25 protein-coding genes are annotated in these 21,195 nt (G+C 47.2%); all 25 read right to left on the bottom strand.

Going from position 1 to position 21,195, the window contains the following annotated elements; genetic code table 11:
• Window positions 1–86: 86 nt before the first annotated feature.
• The 25 genes from DWZ56_RS21300 to DWZ56_RS21190 all read right to left on the bottom strand — a co-directional run bounded on the left by DWZ56_RS21300 (window position 87) and on the right by DWZ56_RS21190 (window position 20,924).
• The gene (locus DWZ56_RS21300) at window positions 87–1,124 is read right to left on the bottom strand and encodes a sensor histidine kinase (RefSeq protein WP_118558642.1); all 1,038 of its coding nucleotides are present in this window, start codon (window positions 1,122–1,124) and stop codon (window positions 87–89) included.
• Window positions 1,121–1,819 (bottom strand): response regulator transcription factor, encoded by a 699-nt coding sequence (locus DWZ56_RS21295; RefSeq protein WP_118558641.1) that lies wholly within the window; start codon window positions 1,817–1,819, stop codon window positions 1,121–1,123. Before DWZ56_RS21295 ends, DWZ56_RS21300 begins: the two co-directional genes overlap by 4 nt.
• Window positions 1,820–1,862: 43 nt before the next feature.
• Window positions 1,863–2,012, bottom strand: a complete 150-nt coding sequence (locus tag DWZ56_RS22815) for a hypothetical protein (RefSeq protein ID WP_158584686.1) — start codon at window positions 2,010–2,012, stop codon at window positions 1,863–1,865.
• Window positions 2,013–2,121: 109 nt separating this feature from the next.
• The gene (locus DWZ56_RS21290; RefSeq protein ID WP_118558640.1) at window positions 2,122–2,328 is read right to left on the bottom strand and encodes a hypothetical protein; all 207 of its coding nucleotides are present in this window, start codon (window positions 2,326–2,328) and stop codon (window positions 2,122–2,124) included.
• A gap of 197 nt (window positions 2,329–2,525) precedes the next feature.
• Window positions 2,526–3,065 (bottom strand): DUF1697 domain-containing protein, encoded by a 540-nt coding sequence (locus DWZ56_RS21285; RefSeq protein ID WP_118558657.1) that lies wholly within the window; start codon window positions 3,063–3,065, stop codon window positions 2,526–2,528.
• A 26-nt stretch (window positions 3,066–3,091) separates the two neighbouring features.
• On the bottom strand, window positions 3,092–3,640 hold the full coding sequence (locus tag DWZ56_RS23680) for a DUF3795 domain-containing protein (RefSeq protein ID WP_118558639.1): 549 nt from the start codon (window positions 3,638–3,640) through the stop codon (window positions 3,092–3,094).
• A gap of 111 nt (window positions 3,641–3,751) precedes the next feature.
• A complete protein-coding gene (locus DWZ56_RS21275; protein ID WP_118558638.1) occupies window positions 3,752–5,620 on the bottom strand; it encodes an ABC transporter ATP-binding protein in 1,869 nt (622 codons plus the stop codon).
• Window positions 5,613–7,367 (bottom strand): ABC transporter ATP-binding protein, encoded by a 1,755-nt coding sequence (locus DWZ56_RS21270; protein ID WP_118558637.1) that lies wholly within the window; start codon window positions 7,365–7,367, stop codon window positions 5,613–5,615. Before DWZ56_RS21270 ends, DWZ56_RS21275 begins: the two co-directional genes overlap by 8 nt.
• 138 nt (window positions 7,368–7,505) lie before the next feature.
• The gene (locus tag DWZ56_RS21265) at window positions 7,506–7,934 is read right to left on the bottom strand and encodes a MarR family winged helix-turn-helix transcriptional regulator (protein WP_118558636.1); all 429 of its coding nucleotides are present in this window, start codon (window positions 7,932–7,934) and stop codon (window positions 7,506–7,508) included.
• Window positions 7,935–8,263: 329 nt separating this feature from the next.
• Window positions 8,264–8,404, bottom strand: coding sequence for a hypothetical protein (locus DWZ56_RS22970; protein WP_176927822.1), 141 nt, complete (start codon window positions 8,402–8,404; stop codon window positions 8,264–8,266).
• A gap of 124 nt (window positions 8,405–8,528) precedes the next feature.
• The gene (locus tag DWZ56_RS21260) at window positions 8,529–8,924 is read right to left on the bottom strand and encodes a GerW family sporulation protein (protein ID WP_118558635.1); all 396 of its coding nucleotides are present in this window, start codon (window positions 8,922–8,924) and stop codon (window positions 8,529–8,531) included.
• A 53-nt stretch (window positions 8,925–8,977) separates the two neighbouring features.
• Window positions 8,978–9,844, bottom strand: coding sequence for a DUF2953 domain-containing protein (locus DWZ56_RS21255; protein WP_147369460.1), 867 nt, complete (start codon window positions 9,842–9,844; stop codon window positions 8,978–8,980).
• Between the two features lie 233 nt (window positions 9,845–10,077).
• On the bottom strand, window positions 10,078–10,407 hold the full coding sequence (locus DWZ56_RS21250; RefSeq protein ID WP_147369459.1) for a hypothetical protein: 330 nt from the start codon (window positions 10,405–10,407) through the stop codon (window positions 10,078–10,080).
• Between the two features lie 53 nt (window positions 10,408–10,460).
• Window positions 10,461–11,879 (bottom strand): hypothetical protein, encoded by a 1,419-nt coding sequence (locus tag DWZ56_RS21245; protein WP_118558632.1) that lies wholly within the window; start codon window positions 11,877–11,879, stop codon window positions 10,461–10,463.
• A gap of 22 nt (window positions 11,880–11,901) precedes the next feature.
• A complete protein-coding gene (locus DWZ56_RS21240) occupies window positions 11,902–13,149 on the bottom strand; it encodes a competence/damage-inducible protein A (protein ID WP_118558631.1) in 1,248 nt (415 codons plus the stop codon).
• A complete protein-coding gene (gene pgsA / locus DWZ56_RS21235; protein WP_118558630.1) occupies window positions 13,149–13,694 on the bottom strand; it encodes a CDP-diacylglycerol--glycerol-3-phosphate 3-phosphatidyltransferase in 546 nt (181 codons plus the stop codon). Before pgsA ends, DWZ56_RS21240 begins: the two co-directional genes overlap by 1 nt.
• Window positions 13,678–15,015 (bottom strand): 30S ribosomal protein S12 methylthiotransferase RimO, encoded by a 1,338-nt coding sequence (gene rimO / locus DWZ56_RS21230; RefSeq protein WP_118558629.1) that lies wholly within the window; start codon window positions 15,013–15,015, stop codon window positions 13,678–13,680. Before rimO ends, pgsA begins: the two co-directional genes overlap by 17 nt.
• Window positions 15,016–15,108: 93 nt before the next feature.
• Entirely contained in the window at window positions 15,109–15,369 is a 261-nt protein-coding gene (rpoZ, locus tag DWZ56_RS21225; RefSeq protein ID WP_118558628.1) for a DNA-directed RNA polymerase subunit omega, read from the bottom strand.
• Window positions 15,369–16,001 (bottom strand): guanylate kinase, encoded by a 633-nt coding sequence (gmk, locus tag DWZ56_RS21220; RefSeq protein WP_118558627.1) that lies wholly within the window; start codon window positions 15,999–16,001, stop codon window positions 15,369–15,371. The genes rpoZ and gmk overlap by 1 nt, the downstream gene beginning before the upstream one ends.
• Complete coding sequence (locus DWZ56_RS21215) at window positions 15,994–16,251, bottom strand: DUF370 domain-containing protein (RefSeq protein ID WP_118558626.1); 258 nt, start codon at window positions 16,249–16,251, stop codon at window positions 15,994–15,996. Before DWZ56_RS21215 ends, gmk begins: the two co-directional genes overlap by 8 nt.
• Window positions 16,252–16,267: 16 nt before the next feature.
• Complete coding sequence (locus DWZ56_RS21210) at window positions 16,268–17,146, bottom strand: YicC/YloC family endoribonuclease (RefSeq protein ID WP_118558656.1); 879 nt, start codon at window positions 17,144–17,146, stop codon at window positions 16,268–16,270.
• 550 nt (window positions 17,147–17,696) lie between these two features.
• Entirely contained in the window at window positions 17,697–18,206 is a 510-nt protein-coding gene (locus DWZ56_RS21205; RefSeq protein WP_118558625.1) for a type II toxin-antitoxin system RelE/ParE family toxin, read from the bottom strand.
• On the bottom strand, window positions 18,163–18,552 hold the full coding sequence (locus DWZ56_RS21200; protein ID WP_118558624.1) for a hypothetical protein: 390 nt from the start codon (window positions 18,550–18,552) through the stop codon (window positions 18,163–18,165). The genes DWZ56_RS21205 and DWZ56_RS21200 overlap by 44 nt, the downstream gene beginning before the upstream one ends.
• Before the next feature lie 375 nt (window positions 18,553–18,927).
• A complete protein-coding gene (locus tag DWZ56_RS21195) occupies window positions 18,928–19,410 on the bottom strand; it encodes a DUF1016 N-terminal domain-containing protein (protein ID WP_118558623.1) in 483 nt (160 codons plus the stop codon).
• A gap of 230 nt (window positions 19,411–19,640) precedes the next feature.
• A complete protein-coding gene (locus tag DWZ56_RS21190) occupies window positions 19,641–20,924 on the bottom strand; it encodes a M18 family aminopeptidase (RefSeq protein WP_118558622.1) in 1,284 nt (427 codons plus the stop codon).
• Window positions 20,925–21,195 lie beyond the last annotated feature (271 nt).

Genomic DNA, 21,195 nt, shown 5'->3' with positions numbered 1-21,195 from the left:
CGGATCCGCATACCGGTTTGTCTTTCACATGCCTCACCGTACTTGAAAGGATAACATGAAAATCCTACGGTCTTCTTACAGTAAGTCTACAATTTTGTAGGAATCAGAAAGTTCAGGATAAAGGTTGTGCCCATTCCCAGTTCGCTTTGTACTTCTATTGTCCCTTTATGTGCCTCAACTATCATTTTGGAGAGAGGAAGCCCAAGACCTGCTCCCTGCTTGTCTTTGGAAAAACGGCTGCGGTAAAACCGCTTAAAGATATGATGCAGATCCTCCTGATGGATTCCGCTTCCGTTGTCCTTAATGACAATCTGAATCATAGATACGGACTGTTTCCACTCGATTCGGATGAAATCCCCGCTGCCTGTATGGTCAAAGGCATTTTTCACAATATTTTCTAGCGCTTCTATCATCCAGTCACGGTCACAAAATAATAAAATTTGTTCTTCCCCTGATAAAATCAGCTTCTTTTCTTCCTGCTTCGCGCGGTATGCAAAATGCAGCTCCACCTCTCCCATCATATCCGCAACATTCTCAAAAGCTTTTTCAAACACGATGGACCCGGCATCCAGCTTCGTGATCTTTAATAGATTCTGCACCAGCATTTCGATCCGGTCAAGCTCCTTCTCTGAGAGCAGTACAAACTCCTGAAGCTCCGGCAGTTCTGCCGTTTCTTCCTTTAGGAGACCATTATAAATATTCAACGCTGCGAGGGGTGTTTTCAATTGGTGGGAAATATCCGATATTGTATTTTTCAGAAAGAGTTTTGATCTTCTCTCATTTTCTGCACTCGCATTCAAAATGGACGCCAAAGAGTTCACTTCATGGAACAATCTGTATATTTCTCCTTCTTCATCGCATGCAATCCGAGTCTCACGGCTGCCGGCAATATAGTCTGTAATCTGCTCCACGGCATTTTCCATAATTTCATTCTGTTTTATGAAATATCCATAGCAGACAGCCAATATAACAATTCCCATAACCAGAGAAGAGAGCAATATAAAAAGCGCCGCATTTTCCGGTTTTAGAATCAGGAAAGCCACAGACAGCGAGGGCAGAGCCAGTATACAGATTAAAATTTTATTAAATAAGGCTTTGATTTTTCGATCTGCAAATATTCTCATTTGACACCTGAACGATCTGTATTCCATTTATAGCCCATACGCCGGACCGTTATAATACGGGTTGGATTTCCAGGATCTTCCTCAATCTTTTTCCGCAGTCTGCGGATATACACGGAAAGAGAATTATTATCAATATAGTTTTCATCACAATCCCACAGCCTGTTTAAAATCTGCTCCTGCGAAAGTGTCCGGTCGGGATTTTCCATAAACAGGCACAGCAGCTTATATTCACTTGCTGTAAGTTCAATCGGCTGACTGTTTTTATAGACTTCGCTTTTCAAAAGATGAACTGTAATTCCGTTGGAATTTAATTCTGCATCTGCTTCGCTGAAATTATCACTCCTCCGAAGCAGGGCATTGATCCGCGACATGAAAATTGCCAGTTTGAATGGCTTCGTGATATAGTCATCGCCACCCATATCAAGCCCCATGATTACATCCGTTTCCTCATCAGCTGCAGTCAGAAACATTATAGGCACTTTTGATGTCCGGCGTATTTTTCCGCACAGATCAAATCCGGAGCCATCCGGCAATGACACATCCAGAACCACCAGATTGTATTTTCCTTCCGCCCATACCTGCTCCGCCTCACTGTAAGTACGGGCAACATCCAGCACATATCCCTGCTTTTTAATGGCAAAGGACAATCCGTTGATTAAGCTTAGATCATCCTCAACTAAAAATATCCGCTTCATTCGTCATTACCCTCCTCGTATTATGGAATCTTACACAATTTTATCATCGACAGCACAAAAGAGCCTGTTCACAGCTGTCATAAATATCCCGCGTATAGCGGGGCAGAGTATAGTCCTCATAGGGACGCGCTCTCGCTCCGTGAAGCGCGCAGCAACTGTCACCAGCCGCCAGGTTGATGACCTGCGCGCACATCAGTGCGCTTCCTTGTGCGGGCTTTGCGGGATCCCTATGGGGACTATACTCTGCCCCGCTATACGCTGCTTGATCGGCAGCCGTGAACAGTAACAAATTATCCAAATAATTAGCATCCGTATTGACTCATAGAATCTATCCAGTCCCCGAATTCCTTCTTAATACCGTCTTTCATTTCATGAAGTTCACTTATAATACCGTCTTTCATTTCTTCATACTCTCTAACAATATCATCCGTCCAATTCATACCGCATCCTGCAAGGCTTGTCATCAAGCCCATCAGGAGTAACAAGATAGAAATCCGTTTGCGCAACATAGCAGTTCCTCCTCCAATCGGTTAATAGGCCACATACTTCTAAGGGTAAGTATGCCATCTATACCTTACTGCAATATTACTGTAAGGCTACAGTTTTGTAGGATTTCCAAAACTATCAAAGGCTGGCACCTATCATAAAAATAATAGTGTGCCAGCCTTAATTAACCTTAACGGAGACAATGGAATGGGGGAAATCACTACATTCCAACTATTTTTCTTACGGTGTTTGCCGTTCTGATTGTCAGTTTGCCACTGATATTCGCACTCGCGGTCTTTGGCCACCAGTTGGTCTTTTGATAATCCTTCCTGCTGAAAGACCAGAATACCGCTTTCTTATAATCTTTAATCTTTTCTAAGCCCTCCCTTGGTTCCCCAATCTCGTCCCACACCTCGGCAAAGGTAGCCGGGGGCAGAATAAAAATCAGATTATCATAGATTTCCTTATCGTTGTCTCCCCACCAGTCCGGCGCGTGCTGCAAAATATCTTCGAGATCCTCTTTTGATATGACGAAAACCGGAATATCCAGACCAAACTGTTCTTTTATCCCTGCTTCAATCCGGCTTGTAAGGTTCCCTATACTGTCTTTTGCACTTAAAAAAACCACATTGCCGCTGTTTAAATATGTCTTAACTGCTCCGAACCCAAGCTCTTCAAAAGTTTTCTTTAGTTCAGCCATTGGGACCTTATTTTTACCGCTTATGTTGATGCCGCGCAATAGCGCAATATAACTTCCCATATTTATTGATTTCTCCATACAAACCCTCACTTTTTCTTTCGCAGTTTCAAGTCAATATTGTTCTTTGCCGCCGCTGTCTGCAGCAATCCTGCTGCTAAAGCGCTTCTTTCTTTGAGCGTGAGCGTTTCCAAATCGGCTCTGCATTCCATTTGCCTAAGTACCTCCTGCAGCTCCTGCAGTTCCATCAGGTTGACTGCCACACAGAACAGCGTCTTTCTCCTCCCGTCATTGTAGTTGGCGAGGAGGACTTCCAGGATGTGTGCCTTTTCTGCCTGCTCTGCGTTGTAGGCTTCCATTCCGATCTGCTGGGCCTTTTTCATATCCGACCTTCGGTTTCGGTGGGTTATAAAAGAATCAAAGTCGTCAATATGTTCATATTTTAAACATGGGTATACACCGCACTGAAAACAGTATTCTACTCCATCATGCTCCATACTGCATCTTGCGATTCTACAGGTCTGATTCCCTTCACCACCACCGCATCCGGGGCAATGTTTACTTAAAAACATGGGGCAAAGCCCACAGTTCAAACCACAGAGGGCGAATAATTGATTTTGTCGGATAAATCCTTTCATGATACCTCCTGAATAAACGTTTGAACTTCCACCTCGATCTCTATATTCTTTTATCTGACTTCATTATAATAGATTTAAGAGATACCGTCTATCAGAAAATAGGAGGATCTGCTACTCCTGCTCCAGCAGTCCGGTGTACAGCTGATAGTAAATCCCCTTTTTCGCAAGCAGGCTTTCATGATCGCCGCGCTCTATAATCCGGCCATGATCCATCACCATGATCACATTGGAGTTTTTAATTGTGGAGAGTCGGTGAGCGATCACAAATACCGTCCGGCCCTCCATCAGGCGGTCCATGCCTTCCTGTACGATTTTCTCCGTGCGCGTATCTATGCTGGAGGTAGCTTCGTCCAGGATCAGCACCGGAGGATCCGCTACCGCCGCACGGGCAATGGCCAAAAGCTGGCGCTGACCGGAAGAGAGATTTGCACCGTCGCCGGTCAGGACGGTCTGATACCCTTTCGGCAGATGCGTGATGAAGGAATGGGCATTGGCCAGTCTGGCTGCCGCAATCACCTCTTCTTCTGTGGCTTCGAGCTTGCCATATCTTATGTTCTCCATCACGGTTCCGGTAAACAGATGGGTATCCTGCAGCACAATTCCCAGAGACCTTCTTAAATCCGCCTTTTTGATCTTGTTGATGTTGATGCCGTCATAGCGGATTTTTCCGTCCTGAATATCGTAAAAACGGTTTATCAGGTTGGTAATCGTTGTTTTCCCGGCGCCGGTCGCTCCCACAAACGCGATCTTCTCACCGGGCTTCGCATACAGCTCGATGTCATGCAGCACGATCTTCTCGTCGCTGTAGCCGAAATCCACATGATCGAACACCACATCGCCCTTCAGCTGTTCATAGGTTGTCGTATTGTCTTCCCTGTGGTAATGTTTCCACGCCCATATGCCGGTGCGTTCCTTCATTTCAACCAGCCGGCCGGCCTCCACCCTCGCATTGGTGAGTTCCACATATCCGCCGTCCACCTCAGGCGCCTCATCCATCAGCTGAAATACTCTTTCCGCTCCGGCTAAAGCCATGATGATGGAATTGAGCTGCTGTGATATCTGTGATATCGGCTGGCTGAAGCTGCGGTTAAACTGAAGAAACGAGGCAAGCCCTCCAAGCGTAAGCCCTCCTATGCCGGTGATTGCCAGCACAGATCCGGCGATCGCTGTGACTACGTAATTGATATTGGAGAGATTGCCCATGACGGGCATCAGTATATTGGCATATTTATTGGCGTTATCCGCGCTTTCAAACAGTTCGTCATTGAGCTTTCCGAATTTTTCTCTGCTCTCATCTTCGTAGCAGAATACCTTCACCACCTTCTGCCCTTCCATCATCTCTTCGATATATGCATTCACTTTGCCCAGCCGCACCTGCTGCGCTATAAAATGAGAACCGCTTTTGGAAGCCACATTCCTGGATACCATCACCATGACGGCCACCATAAGTATGGTGACACCTGTTAAAGGTGCGCTTAAGGTGAGCATCGAAACAAACACGCTGACCACAGTGATCACACAGGACACAAGCTGTGGCATGCTCTGGCTGATCATCTGCCTGAGCGTATCCGTATCGTTGGTATAAATGCTCATGATATCGCCATGGGGGTGTGTATCAAAATATCGGATCGGCAGGGTTTCCATATGGGAAAACAGGTCATTTCTGATATTGCGCATTGTTCCCTGAGTGACATTGACCATGATCCGGTTGTACGCCCACACGGACAGCACGCCCGCAGCATAAATGAAAGCCATCTTCACAAGCACCCGAAACAGCGGACCGAAATCCGAATTGCTGCTCCCGATAAAAGGAAGAATATAGTCATCGATCAGGTTTTTCATAAACAGTGTTCCTGCCACACTTGCCATTGTGCTCACGATGATGAGAAAAAGTACGGATAAGCACTGCAGCTTATAATAACGCAGCACATAGGAAAACAGCCTTTTTAAGATTGTCCCTGCACCTTTTTTCTTATTCACGGACTACACCCCCTTCCTCTGTACTCTGGCTTTTAGTCGTCTGTGATTCATACACATCCCGATAGATGGGACTGGACTTTAGAAGTTCTTCATGAGTTCCTATGTTCTCGACCCGTCCTTCATTTAAGACGATGATCTTATCCGCATCCTGTACGGAGGAAATACGCTGTGCGATGATAATCTTTGTGGTATCCGGTATTTCTTCCCTGAAGGCCTTTCGAATCAGGGCATCGGTCCTTGTATCCACCGCGCTGGTGGAATCGTCCAGGATCAGTATCCTGGGTTTTTTCAGAAGCGCGCGGGCGATACACAGCCTCTGTTTCTGGCCGCCGGATACATTTGTGCCGCCCTGTTCAATATAGGTTTTGTAACCTTCGGGAAGAGCGCGTATAAATTCATCTGCCTGGGCCAATCTGCAGGCTCTCTCCAATTCTTCCCTGGTGGCATTCTTTTTGCCCCATCTTAAGTTTTCCTCGATCGTGCCGGAAAAGAGCACGTTTTTCTGGAGCACCATGGCTACCTCATCACGCAGCGTCTCCAGATCATATTCCCGCACATCCACGCCGCCCACGCGGACGCTGCCTTCCTTCACATCATACAGCCTGGGAATCAGCTGCACCAATGTGGATTTCGCGCTGCCCGTACCCCCGATGATGCCCACTGTTTCTCCGGAACGGATGGTGAGGCAGATGTCTTCGAGCACATTATTCTCACCGTCCGCCTTATATTTGAAGTTCACATGATCAAATTCAACAGCGCCGTCCTTTACTTCGCGCACGGCGCAGGCCGGGTTTAGTATATCCGGCTGTTCATCTATGACTTCGGCTATACGTTCTGCGGATGCCTTCGCCATGGTGATCATGACAAAGATCATGGAAATCATCATCAGACTCATCAATATGTTCATCACATAGGTGAATAGCGACATCAGCTGTCCCGTGGTCAGGCTGTCGGATACGATCATCTGCGCTCCCAGCCAGGAAATCAATAGAATGCAGGCATACATCGCAAACTGCATTAACGGCGTATTAAACACAAGCAGCCTCTCTGCCTTTATAAACATACTATAGATATTTCCGCTGGCCTTTTTAAACTTATTCACCTCATAATCTTCTCTCACATAGGCCTTTACCACACGGATGGCTCCTACATTTTCCTGTACGCTGGAATTTAAGTCATCGTATTTCTGAAACACCTTCATAAACAGGGGATGCACATGGGAAGTGATCAGGAAAAGGGCGATGCCCAGAAATAAGATGGCTCCCCAGAATATGCCGGACAGGCTTAAACTGATCCTGGAAGCCATAAACATCGCACAGATCAGCATGAAGGGAGCCCGTATGCAGAGCCTTAAGATCATCTGATAGGCGTTCTGCACATTGGTGACATCCGTAGTCAGCCTGGTCACCAGTCCGGCCGTGGAAAATTTATCGATATTGCTGAAGGAATAGTTCTGAATATTGTCAAACATGGCCTTTCTTAGATTTCTCGAAAAACCTGTCGAAGCCCTGGCCGCATATTTTCCGGCCAGCACCCCGAAGATCAGCGACAGCATGGCTGCCGCCAGCATACAGAGCCCTATCAGGCAGACATTTTGGATGCTGCCCTGATTTACGCCGGAATCAATGATGGATGCCATCAGGTACGGAATAATGATTTCCATGATCACTTCCAGAATCACGAACACAGGGGTTATGAGGGACGGTTTCTTAAATTCCCTGACCTGTGCAAGCAGTGTTTGTAGCATATGGTTTTCCTCTCTTTCATTTTCATATTATTTTTCTAACGGAACAGGCTTCACAGCCGCCGTTATGTTAGCATGCTAATCATCAAAAGAACAAAACTGGATGAGCCTCGGCACTCTTTCACGGTGTGCCGTCAGCCGTCAGTCTGTAATGTTATTCAGCATCCTGCTTAACAGCCTCCACAGCTCTTCTTTTTCTTCATCGCTGATGCCGTCAAACATAACCAGGTTCAATTCATCGATATTTTTAATCACCATCTGGTGATGCTCCATAGCCTTGGCGGTGAGCACGATCCTTTTATACCTGCTGTCTGTGCTGCCAGGCAGCATGCGGATGAACTGCTTCTCCTCCAGCCTTTTTAATATGCCGGATACCGTGGGTTTCTGCATATGAAAGGCTCTCTCCAGATCCACCGGATTCACTTCCGAATCCTGATGATGATGCAGGTAGGCGAGCACATCACACTGTGCGGATGTGAGCTGGATATCCGTGATCCGATGATTCAGCAGCTTATCAAAGTTATTGCTGATCATTTTAATCAACCGGCCTAGCTGATGATTCTCTACCATATCGTGTCTCCCTCCCGCCGCCGGCCGTCAGGCCGAAGGCAAAGCGCATCTTAACACAGATGTCATTAATTAGCATGCTAACTATTTTAACATCAATTATATCCTCTGTCAATTCTAAAACAAATAAGAATGCAGCGAAGAATCCCGCTTATGGGGGTTTTCGCCTGCGGCGGGTCGCTTTATAAATCAAAAAAAGGAACATGCAGACGGTGTCCCGCTCTGTCATGCCCCTTTCAATATACACGAACCCGTCCCCCTAGAACGTGTTTTAAAATTCATTTCCACAATGTGTGACACACATCTTACGGAACACAATTTTCAAACACGCTCTAGCAGCTGCAGAACAGATTGTATCCCGCTATAATCAGGCCGGCCGCAATGCATACCAGCAAAAAGCTTTTAGGAAAGATCAGCACAAGCGCCATGCCCACACCGACCCAGAACAGAATAAGGCCAATCAACCGTCTCATACCAACCTCCCGCATGACAGATGACACTGTATCACCAGATTGCTTATTATATCCTATGCGGATTCATGCCAGAAATGTGCGCAATTTCAGACGGTTTTATGTTTTTTAATCACAAGTGGGCCCTTTACTCCTCCTGACCGGACTCATCCACAGCCTTCTTCACTTCATCGTCGGAAATGTCCACGTTTTCTTTAGAGGTGAATTTATTGATGATATCCGGAACCATGTCAAGAATCTTGGTTATGCTGTCCTGATTTTTAACATTGACAAGTTTGGTGCAGCCGTTCTGAATCACCAGGATCGCGCTGGGAGAAATCTTGCCGGTGAGACCGCCGCCCGCGCTGTTCTTTCCTTCCTTCATGCCTGCACCCGCACCGCAGCCGAATGTCACATCCACTAACGGAAGAATGATCGTATTATCCAGATGGATCGCATCCCCCACCACCGTCTTTGTGGTAATAAAATTGTCCATTCCCTTAAACAGTGTCTCTACTGTGGAATTAAAGTTGTTTTCTGCCATGAATTTTCCTCCTTATACTGTCACCCGCCTAGGCGGATGACCTGCGCACACTTTTAGTGTGCTTCCTGTTGTCTAAAGCCCTTATAGACTTTTCTTAGGTTCCTATTCAACAAAAGCTTTACTCCTATTATCAGCAGAGAAAAGGCTCTTATTCTTCCTTTGATGTATATATTTCCTTCCAGCACCGCTTGCTCAAAATCGGCATAAAGATCCACATGTTCACAATACCAGCCGTAGAACATCGAGACCGCTGCTAAGACCTGACCGGTCATCGCCGGATCTTCAAAACCGAAGCGCAGCGTCAGCTGGAATTTTTTAGGTTTTAAATGCCGAAACAGGCCACCGCACTGAAGTTTTATAAAAGCAAGCGCCTTTTTTGCCGGTTCTTCATTGAGGAATTGCCAGAACCAAGCTGCTTTATCTTTAGCTGCTACCAGTTTATCACAAATACTGTTAACCGTAAATTTAAAGTTTTGTATCGCATTTTTTATTCTTTGAAAAACGTTTTTGAATTTCGCAAAAAAGCTTATATGCACAGAAGGAGACGGGGAACCGATTTTTACCGCATCATCTTCACATGTCTTCCCGTCAGGGACTGTCTTTAACTCCCCTGCGTTTTTATCATCGGCGGTTTCTTTTACAGCAGTTTCTTTAATGGCAGATTCATTTATGGCAGTTTCTTTAACAGCAGTTTCATTTACAGTTTTATTCTCGGCCTGCGCATCAACAGACTCATTTGAGACAGCATCCGATGAAACCGGCTTTTCTTCTGTTTCACTTACTGCTTTTCCTGCTTTCTTCCTGGCACGGGTCCGTTTCTTTTTAGAAGACCGGCGCTTTCCAAGCCGGATACCGAAGACACGGATCACCGTCCCGCTTTTATCTCCGTCATAAGTCAGCCGGACCGACAGCGCTCTCATAAGCCAGGAAATCCGAAGGCTGCCCTCCGGTCTGCCAAGCCAGGACGCCTTCCCCTCATAGCGTACAGGTACAACTAATACCGTACTGACAACGAGCAGGATCAGGCAAAGCAAAATCAGAAGCAGGATGCCGATGACTTTCAGCACTCCCAGTAAAATAGCAAGCAACGCACCACATCCTTCCTCATGTCTCGAATACGCTCATCGTCAGCTGCCGATGACCCATGTGCATTTCAGCGCTCTTCTTCTACTTTAAGATACTTTCGCACATCCGTACTGCCGGTATGGCTAAGCGTCTCCTCTACAATGACTGCCGCCACCTCCATGGCCTCTTCCTTGTCAGCGGCAAGCCCTACAATCGACAGGCGTTCTGTCTGAAAATGCTCCTGCCTTAAGACAAAAGCCGGGTAAAGATCCAGAAGATTTGCAGGATTGGATGCCAGCGCGATCACATAGGCGCGCGCGGCAAATTTCCCCCGCTTCAGAGCCCTGATCACGCGCGGCGCTCTCTTCTTTACATTTTCACCTATATACAGATTTTCATACCATGTCATATTATTCACATTTATTTCCTCTGTTAAACCCTGCTTCACAGCCACTACCCGGGAGTATACTGTCAGGCCTCATTCATCATCTGATTCAGTATCTCCATACAGGCGGCGCGCTCCGCCGAATCACGGCAGCCGTCCAGGCTGTCCCTGATATACTGCTCAATTTCATCGGCCGACTGGAAAAACACCGGAAATGAGGACAGGGCATAGGCCATAACCGCTCGCATAACCGGCTTTTCAAGGCTGGAAAACAGGCTGTCAAACTGTCCCGTCAGCCTCACAAAGCATTCCTCCAGACGGTCGGAATCCACATGGCCGGCATGAAAAGACTCATTTCCATCCTCTGAAAACTCCACAAACAGGCTGGTGGACAGAAGTTTTTGAATCCGGTACAGTGACTCATAAATCTTATCCAGCATCAGACCTGAAAGGAGATCCTGAAAGCTGCTCCTGATCTCATCCAGCATGTATTCCGCATGGTCATAACGTTCCATGAGGTTTTCCTGCCGTCCTTCCAGCTCATAGTAGAGCTCCGTAATTTCATCCGGCAGGCTTTTATAAACACCTTCTGTCCGCTCTTTTACTATCCCGCTCAATATATTGCGGCACAGATCCCTTTCCTCCACATCGGTCATCGCATAGGGGGTGGAAAGGATGATCGCATACAGCTGATTGATCACCTCTGCCGCCAGCATATAGATGCTGATCAGATCGGTGACGGTGCTCACACCTCTGTTGAGTATGCCCTGCAGTCTTACAAAAGTCTGCTGATCCAGCTCTTTGTAAGATGCCTTTTCAAGCTGATCCAGAATCCCGTTTAATGCCTCAAAACCCTCTCCGAACCCTTCCGGCACAGACAGCATGCATTTGCTTTCCAGCATATACAAAAAGTCATCCAGGCTGTCCGAATCCGCGCCGTTGTACAGAGACAGCGCATCCTGAAGATAGTTGTAAAATCTGGCCTTCGTCATCCTAAGCGGAAGCTGGCCGACCATCTCCTGAATCTGCAGGTTAACCAGCTGTCTGTCCGAATCCCCAAGCACATGGGTAAGCAGCCTTCTGGAGAAAAGCTCTGTATTCACTTCCTGCTGCGCATCTTCTTTAAAGCGGTATTCCATCCTGTTTAATACATATTCGTAGATCTGCAGGCGATCCGCATAGGCGGTCAGCTTTTTCACATCACTGATCATACTTTTACGCAGCGTATCCGCGTGTTCCACCGCCTGCTCGAACTGCTGTCCTGAAAATTCTCCCAGAACATCCTGGCTTAGACACTGCCATATGCCTTCCAGCATAGCGTTAAGCTCCGGGCAGTCTTCCCCGATATCCATATTCATTTCAAACAGCGTGCCCGCGTTCATGGCGGCTTTGATATAAGCAAGCCGGTTGGATAAGGACATCATGTAATTGCCGTAAAACGCCAGGTTGCTGTCCACATCCTTTTTATGTTCCAGTTCTTTTATCGTTTTGTTGATATCTGCCATGTTGATTTATCCCTTCTGTGTTCTATTTATAATTTTCCAGAATACAGCGGCGCAGAAGATCCAGTCCCTTTGTTACAGCCTGTTCCCGCACCTTGGCGCGATTGCCTTTAAAACGGAATTTCTCAACCTTAACCGTATTGTTGATATAACAGCCGATGTATACCGTACCCACCGGTTTTTCTTCCGTGCCTCCGTCAGGACCTGCGATCCCGGTAACGGCGATGCATGCGTCGCTGTCGGAAGCGAATACTCCGCCTTTGGCCATCTCTTTGGCTGTTTCCTCGCTCACAGCCCCATATTTCTTCAGCGTCGGTTTGCTCACATCCAGATATTTTCTCTTTGCTTTATTGGAATAGGTTACAAAGCCTTCCTTAAAGACATCGGAAGCCCCGGGCACGTTGATCAGTCTGCCCGAAAGAAGCCCTCCGGTACAGGACTCTGCAGTGGCTACGGTCAGGTCATATTTTTTAAGCAGGCGGACCACCACATCCTCCAGAGTATCCTCGGCTTTCGTGGTGTAGATATTCATGCCAAAACGCTTTTTCAGCTCTTTCACCACAGGTTTCATGAGCTTTACGGCTTCTTCCTCATCCTTCGCTTTTGCAGTAATCCTAAGGTGTACCTCGCCGGTCTTGGCGTAGGGCGCGATGGTAGGATTGGTCTGTGCGTCCACCATATCTTTGATCATCGTCTCCACCTGGCTTTCGCCAATCCCGCAGATCTTGACCATCTGCGAATAGATCGTTTCCGGCTGCAGGCTGTTTAAATACGGCGCGACCTGCTCTTCAAACAGCGGATACAGCTCGTTTGGCGGTCCGGAAAGCAGAACTGCTATTTTACCGTTTTTCTCCATGATCAGGCCGGGCGCCGTCCCGTTGCCGTTATCCAGCACCTTCGCCCCTTCCGGGACCATGGCCTGCTTCCAGTTATTATCCGGAATCACCTTATAGACGCTGTTGTTTAAGTACGTTTCAATGCGGCGGCGCGTATGCGCATCCTCCGAAAGAGGCAGATCCATCACTTTCGCACAGACTTCCTTTGTCAGATCGTCTTCGGTAGGCCCAAGTCCCCCGGTCAGGATTACCACATCACTGCGGCCGAATGCGGTGGTCACCGCATCCGTCAGCCGCTGTTCGTTGTCCCCTACAACGGTCTGATAATAAACGGAAAGTCCCAGAAGCGCACATTTCTCCGACAGGTACTGCGCGTTTGTATTCACAATATTTCCAAGCAGAATCTCTGTTCCTACGGATATCAGCTCTACAACCATTATCTGTTCCCCTCTTTCAGCACATCAATATTTTTTCTCATGTAATCGATCAGCGATATCACAGTCAGAGCCAGCGCCAGCCATATGAGCACCTGTTCCAGGATTTCAAAAGGTCTGTACGGTATATCTGCAATTAAAAGCAGTGTCATCGCCATCTGTGACACAGTCTTGAACTTACCCCAGTAGCTCGCGGCGATCACAACGCCATTGTCCGAAGCGACAAGCCGAAATCCGCTGATAATGAATTCACGGCTGATGATGACAATCACCATCCATGCGGGAAGCACGCCCATCTCCACAAAGCAGATCAGCGCCGAACACACCAATAGCTTATCCGCCAATGGGTCCATAAACTTGCCGAAATTAGTTACCAGATGGTATTTTCTCGCGATCTTGCCGTCCAGAAGATCAGTCAGGCTGGCCGCAGCGAAAATGGCAAGCGCAATATAATTGCTGTATTCACCGCCCAGATCGGTCAACAGAAACAGAACGAAAAACGGGATCAGGATGACTCTTAAAATTGTAAGTTTATTCGGTGTATTCATCGCACAATTCTCCTATCAAATCATATTCCAGTGCTCCTGTAACTCTGACTCTGGCAAAATCGCCGGTCATCAGCGGTTCTGCTGTCTGAACGAACAGATATCCGTCCACATTGGGTGCGTCCATATAGGTACGGCTCACATATGCATTCTCATCCGCGACTTTCCCCTCAATCATCACATCCAGTATTCTGCCGACCATGGATGCCGATTTCTCAATTGATATCTCCTGCTGCAGCTCCATGATCTCATCTCTGCGCTGCTCCTTCACCTCTTCCTCTATCTGGTGCTCCATGCGGGCCGCCGGAGTATCTTCTTCCATGGAGTAGGTAAATACGCCGAGGCGTTCGAATTCCATTTGGTCCACAAACCTCATATTTTCCTCATGGTCTTGCTGTGTCTCGCCGGGAAATCCGGTTATCAGTGTTGTGCGCAGCGCGATATCCGGTATTTCTCTCCTAAGCTTCTCAATCAGCTCTCTTAACTGGGCCTGGCTGGTCCTGCGGCCCATCGCTTTTAAAATCGGATCGCTGCCGTGCTGTATCGGGATATCCAGATAATGACAGACCTTCGATTCCTCTTTGATAGCCCGGATCAATTCATCCGTAATCTCCTCCGGATAGCAGTACTGCAGACGTATCCAGCATATGCCGGGAATCCCGGCCAATTTTCTAAGAAGCATGGGCAGGCGCTTCTCCCCATACAAGTCAATTCCGTAGAGTGTGGTCTCCTGAGCTACCAGGATCAGTTCCTTCACGCCCTGTTCTGCCAGGCTGGCCGCATCCTCCAGCAATATCTCCATAGGCACGCTCCGGTAGCTCCCCCGCACGCTGGGAATGACGCAGTAAGTGCAGTGTTTGTCGCAGCCTTCCGCGATCTTTAAGAAAGCATAATGTCCGCCCGTGGTCACAACTCTGCGGCTGTGTACCTCCGGCGATTTGTTGCAGTCCTTGAGATCGCAGATTTTTTGGCCGGAGAGGGCTCCGTTTACTGCGGCAACGATATCGTCATAGGAAGTGGTGCCAAGAATCCCGTCCAGTTCCGGTATCTCTTCAAGCACCTCTTCTCTGTAGCGCTGTACCAGACAGCCGGCTGCCAGCAGCACCCGGCACTTGCCGTTTTCTTTTAACTGGGCCATCTCAAGTATGGTATTGATGCTCTCCTCCTTGGCGTCGCCGATGAAACAGCAGGTGTTGATCACAATCACCTCCGCTTCCGTTTCATCGTCTGTGAATTCAAACCCGCCTTCTTTCAGCAGACCAAGCATCACTTCGGTGTCCACGAGATTTTTATCACAGCCCAATGAGACAAACATTAATTTCATAAAGTATCCTCCAAATATTACCCTTTTGCCTACTGGAAAACAGGGACAGGCCCCAGCAGGCGCCAGACTGGCGCAAGGGATCTGTCCCAACCTTTACTGAATATCAATTTCGTCTTCTGAAATGTCGTCCTCGCTGACAATCTTAACCTTGGACTGATAGAGTTCATCAATCGCCACGGACAGCGGTTTGCGTCCCTCGCTCTCCACCAGAGACTCTTCTCCGCCGATGATCTGTCTCGCCCGCTTGGCTGTCGCGATCACGATGGAATAACGGCTGTTAACCACAGGCTCCTCGCCTTCCTCTACTTCTTTATTTACCACATTAATCAAATCTGTGTATGACGGATGTAACATTACAGTTCTCCCTTCTGCTCTTTTAATTCTGCCCGGATCTGCTCGATTAAGGGCAGGTAATTGGATGTTTTTCTATGCTGAGCCTGGATCGTTTCGTGCATCTCACGCACGCATTTGTCCAGGTCGTCATTGACCAGTACATAATCATAGGCTTCCACACCCTCCGCCTCTTTTTCCGCCCGCTTTAATCTGGCCTCGATCACGGAAAGCTCCTCGGTGCCTCTGCCAATCAGCCGCTCTTTCAGGGTGGCAGCGCTTGGAGGCAGCACAAACAGCAGCAGCGTGTCAGGATATTTTTCCTTTACCTTTAACGCGCCCTGGATCTCAATCTCCAGAATCACATCTTTACCCATACGGCGCTGTTCCATTACAAAATCTGTGGGGGTCCCATAATAATTATCCACATATTTTGCGTATTCAATCAATTCGCCCTCTGCAATTTTCTTTTCGAACTCTTCCACAGTCACAAAGAAATACTCTCTTCCATGGACCTCGCCCTCGCGGGGCTTTCTGGTCGTCGCGGAAACCGACAGCGCGTAATTATCATAAGTTTTCATCAACTGCTTCATGATCGTGCCTTTTCCAGCTCCTGAAAAGCCGGAAACCACCACCAGTATCCCTTCTTTATACATCGCTTTCATCCTCGCTGCTCTGGCACCTGCCGGCAATGGTCTCCGGCAGGAGCGCCGATAATATCAGGTAACCGCTGTCCGTGACGATGACGCCCTGAGTTTTTCTTCCCTGCGTCGCGTCCACCGCGGTGCCCTCATCCTTGGCGTTTTGCACCATACGTTTGATCGGTGCGGAATCCGGGCTGACAATGGATACGATTTTATCCACATTCACCACGTTTCCATATCCTACATTTATCAGTCTGCCCATAATCCTCTCCAAATCATTACTCAATATTCTGGATCTGTTCTCTGACTTTCTCTATCTCCGTCTTTAATTCAATGGCCTTGGAGGATATCTCCAGGTCATTGGCCTTGGACAGAATGGTGTTAGCCTCCCGGTTCATCTCCTGAGCGATGAAATCCAGCTTGCGGCCGATGCCGCCCCCTGCCGTCAGCGCGTCCTTCATGCTTACAATGTGGCTGCGCAGCCTTACGGTCTCCTCATCCACACAGATTTTATCCGCATAGAGGATCACTTCCGATGCGATCCGGCTTTCCTCAATGCTGCTGTCACCCAGCAGCTCTTTGACCTTATCCTCCAGCCTCATCCTGTATTCCGAAAGAATCCTCGGAGAACGCTCCTCGATATAGTTCACCCATTCCAGCATGGCGTCCAGCTTGGCGCAAAGGTCGGCTTTGAGCTGTTCGCCCTCCTTCAGCCTGGTCTCCACAAAATTGGCGGCAGCGCCTCTTACGGCCTCTTCCAGAAGCTTATACAAAGACTCCTGATCCTCTTCGGCCTGTTCCATTGTAATCACTTCCGGAAATCTGGACAGACCGGATACGGAAATGTCATTGGCGATACCAAACTGATTGTGCATTCTGGCAAATATGTCCATATACTCTTTTGCAAGGGCTTCATTGTACTTAAGGCAGACCCGCTCCTGCGTATAATCCTCATAGCTGATGAAAATATCCACTTTACCTCTTTGAATATATTCCTTCAGGATCATGCGGATGCCTGCTTCGTACACATTAAATTTTTTAGGCATTTTGATGCTTAAGTCCAGATACCTGTGGTTCACGGACTTCATTTCCACAGTGATCTTGCACTCTTCGTTCACAGCTTCGCATCTGCCAAAGCCTGTCATACTCTTTAACAACATGTGTTCCTCATTTCTGCATCACTCTACAGCGGCATTTCAGCCGCCTGCTACTGTATTTATGCGTCTGATTTTTGTCTGCCCCGCAGGCAATTTCCTCTAAAAATCATGCGCATCCTCCTGGAAGGGCATGGCAGTTTACTGACATGGTATAATGTCGAAGACATTATACCGCGCTGATTTTTTGTCTGCGCAGCAGACAATTTCCCCTAAAAAATCATGCGCATCCTCCTGGAAGGGCATGGCAGTTTACTGACATGCTCAATTATAGTAGATTTTATATGGCAAGTCAAGTCAAACCCCCGCACAGGAAAAGGCCGCAGGAAAAGACGAAAATCAAGCGGTTATTGATTAGAATTAACGATAAAGCAGCGTATGACGGAGGCAGAGTATGGCGTTCTTTCGCTGCGTAGTTTGCAGCATTAGAACCGCTGCGTGCTGCGCGGAGCTTCTATACGCCGGTGATTTAGTATCCTCATTGCCTGTTCTTTAAAGATTTCCAAATTTAACTCATCCATAAATAATTTCATCTGCTTTGGTTCCTCACACCTTATAGCAACTGTTTTTTTATCTCCACCGCTTTCGCAATCTCAGCGGCAGGCGTTTTTGGAGTCTTTTTTATAAAACCGTTTAGAAATTGAATCCCGCCAAATTGAACAAAAAGTAATCTGAAAATACGATTTGCGCTTACATGCAGTAGAAGTTCAAAAACATCTTCCTGCAATTTATCCCATAATTTGCTTTTTCTTCCCTGCTCTAGATCTTCAATTAACTGTGGAATCAACTCGACAATATGCAGCAAATCGCTAATCTCCAGATTATTTTCTAGTAATGCTTCTTCAGTAAAGCATCTTCCGTTTAGTTCCACGCATTCGACCAAGCGTTCATATGGATATTTTTCTATTATGTAGCGGATTTTCCTCTTATCTTCCTGCAAAATTTCTCTTAATAATCTTTTTACTTCTTTTATATTTTGAATTTCTAATTCTTTCCCGTTTCTTCTGCACAGAAATGCTTCAGAGCCATAGAGCCGGTGCCGTAGCGACAATGCCCCTCTCAATCACCTCTGTAAAACAATTAGGCTCCTCTGCCGATGCCGGATATTCATACTCCGCCGCAGGATCCGTTAACGAAGAAACATCCCCATACGGCTCACAATAACCTAAATTTACAATGTAACTTTTTAGCAGGGACATAGAAGGTTCATTTACCTTCATCAGTAAATCCTGCATAGTTGCTTCTTTGGTGATTTTGCAATTATAGATATCCGACTTTTTCAGTAATGGGATCCTGTTTTCTATAACAATATCTAATACCGGTATCAAAGTATCCAAAACGTAATCCACAAATTCGTCTTGAGTCTGAAATTGTCCGTCAAAAGACAATTCATTCAGGATTAACTCCATTCTTTTTCCCCCATAACCCAATCATCTTATTCAAATCCAAATCAAACTGATCAAATAAGTCCTTTGTCTGGTTCTCTATCCTGCCATCCGTCCAATCTGTACCTTCATTGCCTGAGATACATATTGCTCATTCAGGCTTATAAACTGTATGTTTATTTTTTCCTTTTCCATCTCATCTGCGGCAATTCCGGCCCTGAATCCGTTAAAAATATGATCGCTGTGGGTTTCAATAAACAACTGTCGTCCGTTTACCGAAATAAAATAGAAAAATTCACACAGCTTCGCCTGAGCAGATAGCTAATTCCGGATCCGATATTGGCCGGTCTGATCTGCCTTGCATCGTGCATCGTATAAGACGCCTTTACCAAATCTACTCTATATCCACACCGTTTTCTTCTGTAATTGCTTTATCCAGCAACTTCGGAATTCGGAACCAAGACACTGAATAAAATTGCGAATATGGCTGATAATCTGATTTTCCAAAACCCGCTCGTCCATATCCTGAGGGTCGGTCAAATCCAGTTCCTCCGTGTTGATAAAATCCAGAAAGTATTCGTCCTTAAAAGTTTGGATTACTTCCATATACTGTATGTCATCTGGCAGAGTTGCCTCAAAATTATTGACCAGAGCGCCCTTCCGATGGTAAAAATCCTCTTTCAGTCGGCTGCGTAGCATGTATTTACTCCAGTGTCCCAAGGCACATTCCCGAATATAGAACAGCCTTTCCTCTATCTCTTTTGTTTTATGCAGAATCTCCATGTGGTGGGTAAAGCTGATTTCCATAAAGAAGTCCGGCTTAAAATCGCCAGCCGCTGGCAATCGATTTACTAGGGCTGCTTTGAATACCTGATTTTCCATTTTTAAATCGGTAGCCGTGGCTATCGTTTTTGGATTAGCACCATTGTCCTGTTCCTGACAGCTTCCAAATACAGTTCATCCATACACCCACCTCAATTTCTATGATTATCCTCTCAATTGACTCATTTATTATACATGAAATTTCTCCAAAAGAGAAGGCGTAAAGATATTCTCTCCACGCCTTCTCCTCTTTTAACAAGTTTTTAAAAATCATTTTACCCAGGCGCCGTTTACTCCGAAAAGACCTTTTCAATCATGCATGTCAGCGTTTCCTGATCTTTTACCCCCATCAGTTCTCTGGCAGAATGCATGGCCAGAAGAGGTACTCCCACGTCCGCCGTCATCATGCTTAAATCAGAGGATGAGAAGGAGCCCAGGGTGCTGCCGCCCCTAAGATCCGAGCGGTTTAAAAATTTGCCGTAAGGAATCTCATATTTTTGGCACAGGCCTTCCACAATGCCATCAGCCTCACAGTCAGTAGCATAACTCTGGGAACATGCCATCTTAATCAGGAATCCGCCGTTTAGATAGTTCTTATTGGTAATATCATTCAGTTCCGGCTTATTCGGATGCACGGCATGCCCCACATCGGCCGAAACCATAAAGCTGTCCATCATAGCCTGCAGGTGTTCCTCCCTGGATAATCCAAGCCCCAGGCTGATCCTCTCCAGCACATGCTTGAACACAGGAGCTCCCTGCTTTGTCATATTGCCGACTTCCTCGTTATCAAACATTGCTATGATATCGATCCCACGCTCCCGCCCGGAGCGGAGCAGTCCGGAAAGGCACGCCTGCACGCTGGTCAGATTATCCAGCCGCGGTCCTGACAAAAACTCCTCTTTCAAGCCGGTAAGGCAGGGAGCCTCCGCATTATAAATACAGAGATCATACCCCAATATAGAAGAGGGATCAGCAGACAGCTCTGCCGCAAGCGCATTCATAAAATACTGATCTTTTTCCAGAGTCTCCTGCACCATGCCGGCCAGCGGCAGCATATCCGTCTGCCGGTTCAGCTCCACCCCTTTATTCACCTCACGGTTCATATGGATGGCCAGATTGGGAATGGTGAGGATTGGACGTGCAAAATCAACATAGCAAATCCTGGGCCGAAACGGATTTTCTCCCTTAAGCACCACTTTACCGGCAACGGACAGAGGACGGTCCAGCCAGGTATTCAGGATCGGACCGCCGTACACTTCCACGTTCAGCTTAGCATAGCTGCCGGTCACAGTTTCTGCTGAAGGCTTTATCCGCAGGCAGGGCCAGTCCGTATGTGACGCAGCAATCCTTACGCCGTCGCCCGCCTGATAACCCGCATTGACACGGAATGCAATCAGCGTGGTGTCATAGAGATTCGTATAATAGATATTTCCGGAGCTTAAATTCCATTTCGCAGCCTTATCCAGTTTCACAGCATGTACTTCCTGCAGCTGTTTTTCGCACTCCAGAATCGTGTGAAACGGGGAAGGGGAAGCTTGGATCAGATGCATCAGATTTTCTATTTCTCTATTCATATTATATATGTCCTCCAGGTTTTATCTTTAACATTCCCGTTACTGTTCACGGCTGCCGATAAAGCAGCGTATGAGAGGGCAGGGTATGGTCCTCATAGGGATCCCGCAAAGCCCGCACAAGGAAGCGCACTGATGTGCGCGCAGGTCATCAACCTGGCGGTTGGTGACGATCTGCGCGCTTCACGGAGCGAGAGCGCGTCCCTATGAGGACCATACTCTGCCCTGTCATTCGCGGTAGGTTTACGACAACCCTGAACAGTAACACATTCTC

Source organism: Lachnotalea sp. AF33-28 (assembly GCF_003477885.1).
Classification (GTDB): Bacteria; Bacillota; Clostridia; order Lachnospirales; family Lachnospiraceae; genus AF33-28.
Note: the sequence above shows the minus strand (reverse complement) of the source record. Positions and strands in the feature narration are given on the sequence as shown.